At 38.7% G+C, this 15084-nt stretch carries 15 protein-coding genes; 7 read left to right on the top strand and 8 right to left on the bottom strand.

The features are described from left to right. Positions 1–7: 7 nt before the first annotated feature. The 6 genes from IGI38_RS17480 to IGI38_RS17455 form a co-directional block, all read right to left on the bottom strand. Positions 8–1294 (bottom strand): SLC13 family permease, encoded by a 1287-nt coding sequence (locus tag IGI38_RS17480; RefSeq protein ID WP_438732921.1) that lies wholly within the window; start codon positions 1292–1294, stop codon positions 8–10. A gap of 119 nt (positions 1295–1413) precedes the next feature. Beyond that, a complete protein-coding gene (gene dapA / locus IGI38_RS17475; protein ID WP_438732919.1) occupies positions 1414–2322 on the bottom strand; it encodes a 4-hydroxy-tetrahydrodipicolinate synthase in 909 nt (302 codons plus the stop codon). A 60-nt stretch (positions 2323–2382) separates the two neighbouring features. Beyond that, positions 2383–3555 carry a sialidase family protein gene (locus IGI38_RS17470; protein ID WP_438732918.1) on the bottom strand — a complete coding sequence of 391 codons (1173 nt, stop codon included), beginning with the start codon at positions 3553–3555 and terminating at the stop codon, positions 2383–2385. 32 nt (positions 3556–3587) lie between these two features. After that, a complete protein-coding gene (gene pdxA, locus IGI38_RS17465) occupies positions 3588–4613 on the bottom strand; it encodes a 4-hydroxythreonine-4-phosphate dehydrogenase PdxA (protein WP_438732917.1) in 1026 nt (341 codons plus the stop codon). 75 nt (positions 4614–4688) lie between these two features. After that, positions 4689–5846 carry an iron-containing alcohol dehydrogenase gene (locus tag IGI38_RS17460; protein ID WP_438732915.1) on the bottom strand — a complete coding sequence of 386 codons (1158 nt, stop codon included), beginning with the start codon at positions 5844–5846 and terminating at the stop codon, positions 4689–4691. A 21-nt stretch (positions 5847–5867) separates the two neighbouring features. Then, on the bottom strand, positions 5868–7103 hold the full coding sequence (locus tag IGI38_RS17455; RefSeq protein ID WP_438732913.1) for a four-carbon acid sugar kinase family protein: 1236 nt from the start codon (positions 7101–7103) through the stop codon (positions 5868–5870). A 168-nt stretch (positions 7104–7271) separates the two neighbouring features. Here IGI38_RS17455 and IGI38_RS17450 point away from each other — a divergent pair, with 168 nt between their 5' ends. Then, complete coding sequence (locus IGI38_RS17450; protein WP_438732912.1) at positions 7272–8021, top strand: PrpR N-terminal domain-containing protein; 750 nt, start codon at positions 7272–7274, stop codon at positions 8019–8021. On the opposite strand, the gene IGI38_RS17445 is transcribed toward IGI38_RS17450, so the two are convergent. Continuing rightward, complete coding sequence (locus IGI38_RS17445) at positions 7994–8941, bottom strand: IS30 family transposase (protein WP_438725454.1); 948 nt, start codon at positions 8939–8941, stop codon at positions 7994–7996. The two genes, IGI38_RS17450 and IGI38_RS17445, sit on opposite strands and share 28 nt — an antisense overlap. A gap of 206 nt (positions 8942–9147) precedes the next feature. Between IGI38_RS17445 and IGI38_RS17440 the strand changes: the two genes are divergently transcribed. Together IGI38_RS17440 and IGI38_RS17435 are read left to right on the top strand one after the other, a co-directional pair. Further along, on the top strand, positions 9148–10107 hold the full coding sequence (locus IGI38_RS17440; RefSeq protein WP_438732910.1) for a helix-turn-helix domain-containing protein: 960 nt from the start codon (positions 9148–9150) through the stop codon (positions 10105–10107). Between the two features lie 123 nt (positions 10108–10230). Further along, positions 10231–10518 carry a porin gene (locus IGI38_RS17435; RefSeq protein ID WP_438732908.1) on the top strand — a complete coding sequence of 96 codons (288 nt, stop codon included), beginning with the start codon at positions 10231–10233 and terminating at the stop codon, positions 10516–10518. Positions 10519–10575: 57 nt separating this feature from the next. On the opposite strand, the gene IGI38_RS17430 is transcribed toward IGI38_RS17435, so the two are convergent. Next, a complete protein-coding gene (locus IGI38_RS17430) occupies positions 10576–10896 on the bottom strand; it encodes a hypothetical protein (protein WP_438732906.1) in 321 nt (106 codons plus the stop codon). A 252-nt stretch (positions 10897–11148) separates the two neighbouring features. On the opposite strand from IGI38_RS17430, the gene IGI38_RS17425 reads away from it, so the two are divergent. The 4 genes from IGI38_RS17425 to IGI38_RS17410 are packed head-to-tail and all read left to right on the top strand — an operon-like array spanning position 11149 to position 14866. Continuing rightward, positions 11149–11859 (top strand): ABC transporter ATP-binding protein, encoded by a 711-nt coding sequence (locus IGI38_RS17425; RefSeq protein WP_438732904.1) that lies wholly within the window; start codon positions 11149–11151, stop codon positions 11857–11859. A 21-nt stretch (positions 11860–11880) separates the two neighbouring features. Next, positions 11881–12660, top strand: coding sequence for an ABC transporter permease (locus IGI38_RS17420; RefSeq protein WP_438732902.1), 780 nt, complete (start codon positions 11881–11883; stop codon positions 12658–12660). Between the two features lie 53 nt (positions 12661–12713). Beyond that, a complete protein-coding gene (locus tag IGI38_RS17415) occupies positions 12714–13403 on the top strand; it encodes a response regulator transcription factor (protein ID WP_438732900.1) in 690 nt (229 codons plus the stop codon). After that, entirely contained in the window at positions 13400–14866 is a 1467-nt protein-coding gene (locus IGI38_RS17410) for a sensor histidine kinase (protein ID WP_438732899.1), read from the top strand. The genes IGI38_RS17415 and IGI38_RS17410 overlap by 4 nt, the downstream gene beginning before the upstream one ends. The last annotated feature ends 218 nt before the right edge of the window (positions 14867–15084 follow it).

Here is a 15084-nt window from a genome sequence, read left to right as displayed (position 1 = left end):
TATTTTTTTACATAGGGAACATGATCAATGATCCAACAGTCAAAGCAAATAATCTGATAAAATATTGAGGAATCGTGAATACCCAAAACTCTTTTGCCGAATACTTTCCGTACCCTAGGATCATTGCAGGCATCCCGTCAATCGGTAAGAAGTGTCCGCACCAACCAGAAATTACTATCGCACAAGCTGCTGCTGTAGGATCTAACCCGAGATTTGAGCAGACTGCAATAGCTAAAGGCGTAAATACATACACTGTGCCAATGGTAGACCCCGTCAATGTAGCAAGCAGACTAGTCAAAATACAGAATCCAAAAATCATCACAAATGGGTTAACATTTGTTCCTAAGACACCGGCTACTGTTTCTCCAACCAAATTAGTAAGTCCGGTACTTCCTAAAGCATCCGCGACACCAATAACACCGGCCGACATCAAGATGATTGGCGCGCTGATTGCGTCTCTAATTTCTTTAAAATCTAATACCCCAATAACTAAAATCACTGCTACCGATAAACCTGCCATTGCATAACCAGCATCGCCTATCCTTCCTTGAAAAAGCATTCCTACTACTGCAAAGACAAATGCTGCATAAGTCACATTTTGCTTCCATTTCGGCAATAACGAAGCGGTTTCATTTTCAATTGATTCTGCTTCCTCATCATCTTCTTCGTCTCTTATCGGATGATCCGGTAAAAACTTATATTGAATAATACAGTTTAGCAAAAAACCAAGAGATAAAAATAAGTTAACAATAGCAAATTTGAAAACAGAAACGCTGACTGCCTGTCCTGCCGCACCCAAAACAGCGATAACGATTCCATATTGCAACGCTGTATTAAATGGTACCAAAGGGTGATTCGCAGCGAAGCCAGCTGTCATTATTACTTTTGAAGGTGGAAGTTTTTTGCTATATGGTAACGTAGAAAGCAACCCAATCGTAAGTACATAATATGCGGTTGAACCTGTTCCGAACATACTGCAGCCCAACATGACGACTAGTATAATCAACATGTACGATTTGAAGCCGCCCTTATTAGCCATTGAAAACATAGTCTTTTTAAACACAACAATAAAGTTTGTTTTCTGCAGTGCGGCAATGATAGCCATAAACTCAGCTAACATAATAATCGTCGAATTTGAAAATCCAGCAAAGGCGCCCTTAATATCAGTAATTCCAAAAATAACTAACAATATACACGCAAATAATGGTGGCGCACCAAATGGTAGTTTATCAATCATTATTAAAACGATCATTAGTGCTGTGATTGCCAAAGCAATAATCATTTGAATAGTCATAGTATCCCTCCCAGGATTTATTGAAAAATCTTTATGAAGTAGATAGAATATTACCTTCATAAAGAAGAAAATATTCTATCTAAATACAACAATTTATTGCTACTTGAAGCAGGATTCGATTACTTCATACCTTTTGCTTTATTTTCTTCTAAAACTTTTTTGATTGCTTCAATTCCTTCTTCTGGAATTTGATTAAATGGCGCACGACACGCGCCTACGTTATGCCCTAATAAACGAGTAGCCGTTTTCACGATTGTATTTGGATTTCCATATTTAAAGCAGGCCCTAAAGCTTTGAATGCTTTCGTTTGCTTTTTTAGCATCCTCTATTTTTCCTTGCACAAACAAATCATAGATTGAAGCCATTGTTTGAGGATAAACATTAGCACACCCTGCGATACCGCCTGTTCCTCCAGCTAAAAGTGTCCAGATAATCAGTTGATCATTGCCAGACAACGTATAAAATTTACCATTCTCCTTCTTTTTACCCGCATCAATATAGCCCAAAATGTTCGAAAAATTCCCACTAGAATCTTTGGCTCCAATAACATTTTCAATTTCAGCCAATCTTCCTACAGTCGCAGGAGCGATCGCATTGCCTGTTCTAGCTGGGATATTGTAAAGAACGATCGGCATATCCACTGCTTCAGCGACTGTTTTATAATGTGTGTATAACTCTTCTTGACTAGCAGCAGCAAAACTTGGAGTAATTAAGGAAAGTACATCTGCCCCTGCTGCTTGAGCCATCTTGCTCTGTTCAATCGTTTCTTTAGTGGAAAGTGTTCCTGTTCCAGCATAAATTGGCACGCGACCATTGGCTTGATCAACAACTGTTTCAAGAACGGATTTCTTTTCCTCTGCGGTCAGAATATAGCCTTCTCCATTAGTCCCGAAAGGAAAGATTCCGTGTATACCATTTTCAATCATGCGATCAACTTGGATACGAAGCTCTTCGAGATTAATACTTTCATCCTCATTCATGGGGGTTAAAATCGGGGTAATGATCCCTTTCAATTCTGTTTGTTTCATTCAACTCGCTCCTTTAATTTTTTGTTTTAAATCTATAGCCTTTAAGAATGCGTTACCATTTTATTTATTAACGCCTTCACCTGAAGTTGGATTGTATAACCCTTCTGCCTCTCGCTTTTCACCAAATAGCTCTTCCACAGTAAAACGAACATACTTCACACAAAGACGATTTTTGTAGGCGTAGACCAAATGCAAAAGACCTTTTCTATCTTGATAAAGCGTTGGATACTCATGCTGAGAATTATTGGTTTTATTCTCATTACCAATGTATCCTTCAGCAGCCTCAAGGATGCGACCGACTGGCCAAGTCTTTCCAAAATCTTCTGATACAGAAACCACTACTGGGTTTCGCAAACCTGGCCATGTAACCTTTCCGAATTCTGCGTTATTTGCGGCGTTCATGTTATAGGCTAGCGCAACTTCACTCGATCGCAGTTTAATTGCACTGACGCTAGCGTTATTATTAGGCAAAACTGTAGCTTCTGGAACACTCCAACTATCACCAAAATCAAAAGATTCACTTCTGTACACATGATCAGCAAAGCGGCTGCGCATAAATGCGACAAGATGTCCCGTTGCTACTTCTACAACGTTTGCATGAACCCGGCCATTACTATCTGGCATTCGAACAGCCCTCCAAGTTTTTCCTTGATCATCAGATAATTGAAATTCTGTTGGATCATTGGTCAAGCCTTCTGGCGAATCTTCACATAACCACGTACTGAAAATCCAGCGCCCGTTGCTCAATATTTGAATTGCTTGACGCGAAAAAGTCCCCTCATTCGCAAATAGTACTTCTGACGCTCCCCATGTTTTTCCTTCATCCCTCGATTTTTGAACCATGATAATCGAAGTAAATTGCATATTGTCTTTGCCTTCTTGGCGACTCAATTGAGAAGTATAGATTAACCAGATATGTCCATCTGGTGCTCTAAAGAAAGCAGGGTTCTGTTCACTGCGATCCTCGCCTTTTGAGACTGTTTCTGGTACTGACCATACTTGTGTTTCCGGATCTAGCTTTGATACGACAATAGAAATATCACCACTCCCTTCAAAACTACCAGCAAACCATGCGCATAATAATCCTCCATCCTTCGTTTCAATTAAGGTTGGTGCATGCGCAGTATTATTACCACCCGTTGGTATTAGTCCAAAATCTACATTTAGAAAATCATCTCGATACACAACACCATTGGATTCTGATTTTCTTACACATGGTAAATTTGTTGTCACTAAAAATCCCCCTTTTTCAATATGTTTCATTTTTAAGAATTTTCTGCTAGACGAATGGCATAATCAATCGCATTTTCAAGGCTCAATTCACTAGCAGTCCATTTCCCTGCCTGGTCAAATGCTGTTCCATGATCAACAGAAGTTCGAATGATTGGCAGATTCAGTGTGATATTAACTCCTTTGACTGCTTCCCAGCTAGCTGTTTTCTGATCATATACAAAACCCAATAATTTTAACGGAATATGGCCCTGATCATGGTACATAGCAACCACAATGTCATACATACCACCATTTGCCTTAGAAAATACTGTATCCGCAGGAAGCGAACCAAATGCATTTATCCCTTCAGCTTGAGCAGCCTCGACCGCTGGATTAATTTCTTCAATTTCTTCTTGACCGAACAACCCATTTTCACCACAATGTGGGTTCAATCCCGCCACAGCGATTCTCGGATTATTTATACCTAAATTTTTACATGCTGTATCGGCAATTCTAATAACATCTAACACTCGTTCTTTTGTTGCGCGATCACACGCCTCCCGTAATGAAACATGAGTAGAAACATGAACCACCCTCAAATTTCCATCCGCCAGCATCATCGTATACTTGTCTGTATCCGTTAGATCGGCGTAAATCTCAGTATGCCCGGCATAGTGATGCCCAGCCGCATTCATTGCTTCTTTATTTAAAGGATTCGTAACCGTAGCATCAATTTCTTTTGCTAAAGCTAATTCAATAATTTTTTTAACATATTGAAATGCAGCATTCCCGCCGACTTTCGATACTTTGCCGATTGGCAGATCCGCCATGTCAACCACCTGTAAATCAATCAGATCAATGGTACCCAATATATATTTCCCATCACTTGGATGTTTGATCGGATTTACTGTTAAATCTAACTCAGCGTGCTTGGCTAAGTAATGGTCTAAAACACTTTTGTCTCCGATAAGAAGCGGTTTGCATCTGTCATACAATTCTGGTTTTTGAAAAGTCTTTAGTGAAATTTCTGGACCAATACCAGCTGGATCACCCATGGTTATGCCGATGATTTTTTTCATAACGTTTTAACTCCTTTTATATAATAAAGATCACTATTTATAGGTATCGCTTCTTTTTCTTTGAATTCTTCTTTATTACAAAATTTCCAAATAGATTTTTCTGGCATCTTCTGGTGTAACTTCTCGTTTATTGTTAACAAGTAAACGAGTGACTTCCATACCTGCGGCTACTAATCCGTCTAGATCTTCTTCAGGCACATTAAATTCTTTTAAACTAGTTGGAATTTTTAGAATTTTGACGATTTCTTCTAATTGTTTGATCATGTAATCAGACTTCTCATCAATTGCTAATTCCATATCACCGTTCCTTACCACGCGATCATATGCTTGTGCCAATAGCGCTTTGATTACTGGCTGATTAAATTTCATCACTGGCGTTAGTAGCATCGCATTAGACACACCATGCGCGATATGATATTTCCCACCAAGCGGATACGATAATGCATGAACCGCAGTTGTTCCAGAAGAAGTGATGGCTACGCCCGCGTAGAATGAGCCTAAAAGCATCTTACTTTTTGCCTCTAAAGCTTCTGGGTTGGTGCAAGCTTCGAGAATATTGTTCATGATTAAATCCAGTGCCTCTAATGCAAAGGTATTGCTGATTGGATTAGCCTTTGCGGAAGTAAAGCATTCGATTGCGTGGCACAATGCGTCAACTCCAGTTGCAGCAGCAATTGGTTTTGGTAAATTTTTGATCATTCGGCTATCTAAAATCACATAGTCTGCAATCATTTCAGGATTGACAATCCCGATTTTTAATTCCTTTTCCGGAACACCCACGATGCTGTTAGGTGTTGCCTCTGACCCTGTACCTGCTGTAGTCGGAATCATCAGACTTGTGATTTGCTTCTTCGCCAACAATGGATCATCCAGTAAATCTTTAACAGTATAGTCATCTGTTGCAAGGATAGATGCCAGCTTTGCTACATCCATCACGCTGCCGCCACCGATAGCGATGATAAAATCAGCTTGTTCTTTTTTGAACTCATCCACCATTACTTGTGCTTCGTGATAGTTGGGTTCCGCGGGAATCTCTGAAATAATCGTGTAGTCTATACCGGCTTTTTCAATTAATTCTTTGGGCAGATCCGCTAGTCCTGCTCCTAAAACTCCTTTATCTGTAAAAATCACGATTTTATTAACACCCTCCGTGATAATTTCCGATAACTGTTCAAGTGCGTGTTCTCCAGCATTGATGTTCTTTGGCATTTTAAGACTGTAATCGACAAGCATTTTTCTTCCTCCATTTTCTTTTTATTCTGTTAACTGACTAATTTCTTCAAAAAGCTGTTCCTTCCCAAACCCACCAGATTTAGTAATGACTTGGATTTTTTTATCTTTCCACTTAATTGAAGAAAGTACTACTCCTGCACTGATTTCAGCGATTGGGTTTATTTGAGTGACTCCTAACACGTTCATTGACTGAAACAATGTATCTCCGCCAGTAAACAAAAAAGTATTCTCACAATTTTTTGACCAAATCGCTCGAGTCAATTCACCTAATGATTGGCCGATCTTGAACCGAAAATCCGAACCGCCCCTTCCTTGTTCTTGCTCATGCTGCTCGATACCTAAGCAAGTTTCTTTACTCAGTGTTTCAAATACAATCAAGGGTTGGTCAGTCATTAAGCTTAGATAATCAGCCACCTCTTTTTTCCCTTCCCGCCCATTCCAATAATTCGGATATAACAGTTGATGCGATTGTAGAGAAACTCTCGGATAATTTTGCTGCTCAATGTAATCAACTTGTTTTCTTGTAATTGGATTAACGCTTCCGCAAATCACAACGAGAGGTTTTTTCAATGAAATGGACTTAACTTCACCTTTAGGAAATAATTTTTCGGCTAACACCTTTGCAAACCCTGCACAACCGATCGAGATAGATAGTAGCTGCTCCTGTTCGAGAATTTCAGCTTGTTTTTCTAAATCTTCGTTTGTTTCGGCATCAAAAACCAAGATACCGTTATACATTTCCGGAAGAGTTCCTTCTATTAAATAGCCCTCGATATCGGCTTCCATTTTTAGCCTGCGCAATACATTGCTTTCAATCACAGGTTCATAAGGATCCTTTGAAAAAATGCTTTTTGAAACTAAGACCTGATCTATATACAGTTCGCCATTGACCACCACGCGATTCATTTCCGGATAAGCTGGCAAAAATGGGATTGCTGACTTTTTACTTGCATCCATAACAGCCTTGATCTCTGCACTGATATTTCCGCGTAATGCAGAATCGACTTTTTTGTAGATATATGGAATTCCATTTTTTTTAGCGCTTACAATTATTGCATGAATTAATTCATACGCCTCCTCAAAATTCAAGTAGCGGCTTTCTGTATCAATCACTAAGACATCCAGCGTGTTGTCTACCTCAGAAAAATTTATTTTTATATCGGTTGAGACGAGTGTTGAAATTCCTTGTTTAGAAAATTGAACACCGGTATCTAGAGCCCCAGTAAAATCATCTGCAATAACTAGTAGCTTTATCATCCGTTCACCACCTTTGATTTCATAATTTTATTTTAGCCTGCGTTCGTAGCTTTTTATATTCATTAATCAGAAAAAACGTTTCTTTTTGAAACGTTTCCACTTTTAAAATACATTACCTAAATGATTAGCAGTATAATAGTTCTAATATGAAACACGAGGAGAAAATAAATGGCCACGAAAATCAAAATTTTAGGTATTGCCCCTTATGATGAATTGAATAATTCCATGAACATTGTTAGTAAGCAATTTGCAGAAATAGAGTCAGATATCTATACTGCCGACTTGGAGGAAGGTCAGAAAGTTGCAGCTGAACTCTTTGACAATAACTATGATGCCATCATTTCCCGAGGAGGAACTGCCGATTTGATCAGGCAAGTGGTCACCATCCCAGTCATCGATGTTTCTATTTCCATTTATGATATCCTTGGAACCATTCGATTAGCGAAAAACTACACTGAAAATTTCGCCATCGTTGGGTACGCCAGTATCACAGAAACTGCCCACCTACTTTGTGATATTTTAGGCTACAACATAAAAATCATCACTTTAGATGAAATGACCGACGCAAATATGACATTAGATATTTTGGCAGAGGAAAACTACGAAATGATTCTCTGTGATGCGATCACTAATCGCTTAGCGTTAACCAAATCGATCAATACTATTTTGATCACCTCTGGTTTTGAAAGTATCAAACACGCGTACCGAGAAGCTTTGACCATCGCCAAACAATTAAAACGCGTTATTCATGAAAAGCTTGTACTAGAAGAAAGCATCAAACAGCAAAAACAAGCATTTGTTATTCTAGACGGTACATTTCAAGTTCAGTTTTCTAATGTTGCCATCGAATTATCCAACTCGATTGCTAAAATTTTATGCACGTTGAATTGTCAAATTAATTGCAACATTTCTTCTTGAAAGACTTCCCAACAATTTTTCCAGTTCAATGTTTTTTTAGGACGCATATTTATCTTGCGTAATGCTTCCTGTTTCTCCGTAGGGGGTACCTTTGAAAAATCAGTTCCCTTAGGGAAGAATTCTCTAAATAAACCATTCCCATTTTCGTTAGATCCGCGTTGCCATGGGGAGTACGGATCACAAAAATACATAGGTACGTCTAAATCTTTCTCAATTTCTTTCCAGCAAGAAAACTCTTTCCCACGGTCGACCGTAAAGCTTAAAAATGCCTTGTGACTCCCTAGGTCTTGCACAAAAGCTTTAATCGCTTGTGCCATTGACTTCGCGGTACGATCCCTCATTGAGATCGCCCAATAAAAGCGTGTTTTCCGTTCAATAAACGTTGCTTCGCAGGCTTTACTTTCCCCTCTGCTAGAAACAACTGTGTCCAACTCCCAATGTCCAAATTCTTCTCGAGTTGACACAGAAGCTGGGCGTTCATCAATGGTATGCCCTACAGTCATTTTGCCTCGTGCCTCTTCTTGTTTTTCTTGTCTTCTGCCTTTATGTCTCAGACACTGTTTAGACACATTAAGAATACCGGCATAGAGCCAATTGTAAATGGTTTTGAATGAAACTATTTGACGATCATTCGCAATTTGTTCAGGGGACCAGCTGTCTTCAAGATCACATTCAATCTGATAAGCGAATTCAGAAGTCCATTTGGACTTCGCACCACAGGCACTGCGCTTCATTTCCGCATCTAATTGCGCATTGTCGGCATTATAGATCAAATCTTCGGGTACTCGTTTCAACTCACGATCAATCGTTGTTCGGCTAACACCAATTCTGTCCGCTATTTCTTGAATACTCTTGGCATCATAAATCATCGTCTCTATACATTTTCGATTATCTCGTGTAAGCTTTTTGTGTGAACCCATCAAAATCACTCCTAGTAGTTTGTTATCCTAAACTCATTTTACTAGAAATTTTTGATGGGTTCTTTGTTGCGATTAATATTACAATTCAGAGCACAAAAAAAGATATGACAGACGAGAACCAATACTATCATACCTTTAATAACAAGGTTTATATGCTTATTGTCAAAAAAATAAGTATTGATGATTTATCTTACTATAGCTGCAACTTGAAAATTTCGACCCCTCCAATTATTAATAATCGCTTTGGCATCTTTTATCAGAAACGAGCAGAGATCGAGGAGATTTTTACCACGAAACTCCTATTTACTCAATTTATCCAAGAGGACACGAAGCGAGAGCTTCAGCAAGTCAATAATTTTTATAACTCTATCATTATTGTCGGAGAAACAGGGACCGCAAAATCCAGTATCGCCTACCAGGCTTTTTTGAATCAGAAAATTCACAGCAATCAATTAATCTCTATTGATGCTAAACTAATGAACGAAAAGATGTGGAAATTTCTCGTTAATTCCACAAATGGTCCGCTGGTTGATGAAAATAATACACTGCTTTTCCAAAATATTGAACAACTTTCGGTTCGCGACGCTGAGCAATTGATTACGATCGTAAAAAACACAAAGCTTTTACAGCGAAACAACTTATTATTTACCTATAATGCGAATAATGTGCAAGAAGAAAAAATTTATCATCGCCTACTGTTCGAATTGAATTGCGCCAGCATCTATGCACCGCCCATCAGGGAACGCAAGCATGAGCTAAATGCGATCACTACCTTACTGTTGAATAAAATGAATATTGAATGCAATAAAGAGGTGGTCGGTTTTGATCCCAATGCCTTGAAAGAATTTTTAGCTTTTGATTGGCCTGGTAATTTCAATCAACTGCAATCTGCCATTAAGGAACTAGTCATCAATGCAACAACTCACTATATTTCTGAGCATCAAGTTATTCAGCTGTTGAGAAAGGAACGATTAATCCAAAATTTTTCAGCCAGTCATCTTGGAAGCTTCACCTTGCAAACGAAAGTTGAAAAGCCCACCCTATTTGATTACTCAAAAGAAATTATCTTAAGTGTGTTAGAACAAAATAATGGCAATCAAACGAAAACGGCTGAACAATTGGGAATCAGTCGAACTACCCTCTGGCGTTATCTAAAGGGGGACTGATCACTTTTCCCTAGTTTTTTATAAAGACTTAAAAATTAGAAAGCATTTTTAATCACAGACGTCTCAAGAGCCCACAAGGATTTCGTATAATAGAAGAAGGAACAGAATACTCAAAGGAATCGGGTGATCATTTTGGAAAAATATGTCTATGTCGCTACGTTAACTTCTTGCGTTTTTCTGAAACTTACGTCAACCATCAGCCTTTCATTCTTTTTACTCTTGTTCGGAATTATTGCTGGAATCGTTGCTGGTCGTGTGTTCCTTTTTCAAAAATATGATCTAGTTTTACCAGCTTTTAAAGCAAATATTCTTAGTGAGAATGGAAAGATTCTAGTTCTATGTACCAGTCTCCTTGTTTATATCATCTCACTATCATTTATCGCAGTCGGTTCATGGCTCTTTTTACAATAATAAACTGAAAGAAGGAACGACATGTCACAGTCGCTCCTTCTTTTGCTCTATTCTCTTTTATTTTGCAGGTTTCTCTCTTGCTTCGACCACGATCACTGTCTCTTCAGGTAGACATAATTCATTTATGAGCAACTGTTTCATTTCTTCTTTCGTCAATTGGGATTTCCCTCTAAAAACACCTTCCCCATAAATTTCCCATGCTGCCAATTTTTTTATCTTGATATGTTGAATAATATCCGGGGCGGGATCCATTTTTATCGAGACGATCAAATCATGCTCTAAAGGATCTGATTCAACACGTTTACTAAAATGGTTAACAAGCGAAAAAAGTAAAAGAACTACTAAAATCGACCCACCAACAAGCACTATTTCTCTCATCTCTTCCACCTCGTTTTTACTCAAATAGGTTCTCTTCTTTCTATAATTATACCAAATTTGCAGATAAAGTAATAAAAACCACTTATTATTTTTAGACAATTCATTTTTTTGCACATTTAAAATTGTAAGGTTACTTTAAGGTTAAGAACAGTTCTATGCAAGTTTCCCTGCCTATACTGGATTTATCAGGAAATGATACATGCATCACACCTACTGAATAGATGCACTCACAGGAAACCGGAGGGAAAAATTATGGCAACAACGATTTTAGAAATTACCGATCTGCAAAAAAGCTACGGGCATAATACCATTTTGAAAGGAATAAATTTGCAGCTCCTACCAGGAAAAATTACTGGTCTGCTCGGGCGAAATGGTGCAGGAAAAACAACTTTAATGAAGTGTGTTTTAGGGCTGACTGCGAACTACAAAGGGAGCATGACTTTTAACGGCCGCACCTTGAATACAACAGATACACAAACAAAAATGAAAATCGGTTCATTAGTGGACGTCCAATTTTACGAAGATTTGAACGCCTACGATAATTTGATGCTTTCTATTCGGTTAATCGATTCGATCCCTAGAAAAGAACGGAGACCAATGATCCAAGAAAGTTTAGCCTTTGTAGAACTGGATAATGCCGCCAAAAAAAAGGTCAAGAATTTTTCCTTTGGAATGAAACAACGTTTGGCTTTGGCGCTTTCGTTGATCACTAAACCCGAATTATTGATCTTGGATGAACCTTTTGTGGGTCTTGACCCGATTGGTGTGGAGGAAGTAAAGGTGTTGCTGCGAAAACTTTGCGACGAACGTGGTACAGCGATTCTCTTTTCTAGTCATCAAATGCAGGAAGTGTGTGACTTGACTGATGATATTTTGGTGTTAAGCAATGGCGTGATCAGCTATTCTGATCAAAATACTCATTTTGAAAACCAGCAAGCTCACTTGATTGAGCTGATGAAATAAAAAAACTAGGAGCGATCAATTATGGAAATATGGACAATTTATAAAATGGAAATAATCAAAACACTGAAAAGAAAAAATAGTTTGATTCTACTGATCCCATCGATTTTAGTCATGATCATGGCATTCGGGATCTCGACTGGCGGTTTGACGTTTACCGGCGATGCCCTATCCAGCGGCGGAAAATTCGCTTGTTTAGATTTTATTACCACGATTTGGGCCTTCTTCAGCGCACTAGGTATCTGGGGTATTTTATTGATTTTGGTCACAGCTTTTCAATTTTCTGGTGAGATTACTAGTGGACAAATCAAAATGACGCTCTTGCGGATTGGTAAACGAGGACCGATTATTGTTGCGAAATTTCTTGCGTTATTGACGACTGCTCTTGGTGCTTTTGTTCTGTTCACTCTTACCGCAGGCGGCGGCTATTATCTCTTTATTGCCAACTCTAGTATTGGCAATGGCGCATTTTCTTCATCAATGATCGATTTGTCGAACACAGCAGCGATGATTGGACTTATTTTTCTTCATCTCGCTTCTTTTATGGCCGTAACATTACTCGTCGGACTATTTTTGTCTCCTTTTATTGCTTTTATCTTTTCGTTAATCAGTCTCTTTGTGCTCAATTATTTGATTAACACGAATGCTGTCGAAGTTCTGAAATATTCTGCTCTATCCGTCAGCAACCATTTGATGGCCGGTAATACGGACTATTTACTGTATGCTCTTTTTTCTTCTGTCTTGATTATCGTTTGCATTATACTAGTGACTTCGTTGCTTTTTAAAAGAGTGGATATAAAATAGCTCTTTTGAACGGTATAATAGAAGGGAATAGGAAAAATGAAGGGGTGCGTTGGATGGGATTTTCGATTTTAGTAGCGGATGATGAACAAGGGATCATCGATTTTGTGACTTTATATTTAGAAAAAGATGGGTATCAGGTCTTCCCTGCTTCAGATGGCGAAGAGGCTTGGAACTGTATCCAACAAGAAAAAATCGATCTAGCCATTTTAGATATTATGATGCCTAAAATGAACGGTTACCAATTAATCAAAAAAATTCGCGCAGAGAAAAATATGCCGATTGTCTTTCTAACTGCAAAAGATGCGAGTGCAGACAAAGTATTGGGATTAGATATCGGAGCAGACGATTACGTGACCAAGCCGTTTGATCCGTTGGAATTGGTTGCACGTGTCAGCGCTCAACTCCGCCGCTTCTATTCTTTAGGCGCTCAGGAAATTACTGAACCAAAAACAATTGCACTCCATGATTTAGTTCTTGACCTGGAGCAATGTCTTCTTTTCAAGGGAAACGAGCAGGTAAACTTGACCTCGATCGAATTTAAAATTTTACGTTTGCTATTAGGCACCCCAGGTCGTGTTTTTACCAAAAAACAGATCTATGAAGCCGTTTGGGAAGACACCTATATCGTTGATGATAATAATATTATGGTTTATATCAGCCGCCTGAGAGAAAAACTGGGAATCAGAGAGGAGGAATCTTATATCCAAACAATCCGCGGATTAGGATATAAGATAGTGCCATGAGTAAGAAACCCAAAACATTAGGACGCTTTTTAACGAAGAAATATATTACAACTTCTCTTCTTATGTTGCTCCTGATCTCTGCGCTAGCCACGATTGCTCAGTTTTTTGTATCCGGTACAAACGACATCGTCAAAGATTTATGTGCAGAAACGATCGTTCGGCCTGATTATAAAAAAATCAATATCTCCGCCTTGCAAGATGTTAACGGCTGGCTAGAAATTCTCGATGACAATAATCATGTGATTTACACTAAAGGTCCGGTTGGCGAAAAAAAGACGCACTATACTCAAAAGCAATTGCTTGAAATGGAGGCACTGCAATCCGTAATCAAGCAAAAGATCTATCAGATTGGACCCGTTTCCTTCAAACGCAATACTTCTAAAAAAAAATATATGGCCACCTTTGCTCCTTTCAAAGGCACAGATGGTCGTCAATATATTTGTATTACGAAGATGCCGCAAAATGCTATTCGCGGAAATTTCACACTTGTTTTCAACAAAATCGGTTCACCGACCTCAACAGCGATTTTTAAAAGTGTGGCACTTTTGCTTATCCCTTTACTGCTTATTTTTATTTTTTGCCTTAGAAGGTACTCAAAATCTGTCAAGGAACATATCGTCGCTCCAAATACCGTTCTAATTAATGGCTTACGGACCATAAAAAACGGAGACTACTCAAAAAAAATTCATATGAATGCTGAATATGAATTCGTCGAGATCGAGGATTCCTTTAATCATATGGCAAATCAATTGGAAAAATCCGAGCAGCAACGCGCTTATTATGAAAAAGAACGGCAGCTATTGTTCGCGAACATGGCTCACGATCTGCGTACACCGCTCACGACGATCCAAGGATCTGCAAAAGCGGTGGCAGATGGATTAGTTAGTGAAGATAAATTGCCGCAAACAATGGAAACCATTGTCACAAAAACAGATCATATGAATGAATTAGTGAATCGGTTATTGATTTTTTCAAAACTGGAAAGTCCGGATTATCAGCTTCATCTTCAAAAACTGGATTTATCCGAGATGGTTCGGGAAGTTTTATTGGAGCATCTTGATTCCGCAGAAACAAATGGTATCGAACTGCATTTTGACTTACCGGAAGAACCTTTAGAAATTTCTGGCGACCCCATTGAGATGCGTCGCGTTTTCGATAACCTAATTGGCAACAGTATCCAGCATAATCCGGCTGGAACAACCGTGCAGATCCGTTTGTTCTATCTTGATAATAAGATTGTTTTCGAGATCAAAGACGACGGAACGCTAATCCCGGTAGCATTGCAGAAACAATTATTTTCACCCTTTGTTTGCGGGGACAGCTCTCGCTCTACTCAAAATGGCAGCGGGCTTGGTTTAGCTATCAGTAAAAAAATCGTGGAAAAACATGGTGGAAAAATCTCTTTTGTTGAAATCGCAAATCACGAGAAGATGTTTCAAGTGATGTTGTATGGTTCTACTTAAACTTGACTAGAGATGTAGCTTTGTTTGTCATTCATGACATATCCTCATTTGACTGAATATGAGTGGTTGAGAACTCCCTTTCATATCAGCTTCTTAGGAGGTTTTTTTTCTACATCGCTGGAAGCTCTCACGAACCACAGGCCGAGCCTGTAGTTTTCAAAACATAAAAAAAAAAAAAGAAGCTGGTCATAGGGGTAACCAACTTCTTCAATAGGGGT

Source organism: Enterococcus sp. AZ128 (genome assembly GCF_051714485.1).
GTDB lineage: Bacteria > Bacillota > Bacilli > Lactobacillales > Enterococcaceae > Enterococcus_A.
Note: the sequence above shows the minus strand (reverse complement) of the source record. Positions and strands in the feature narration are given on the sequence as shown.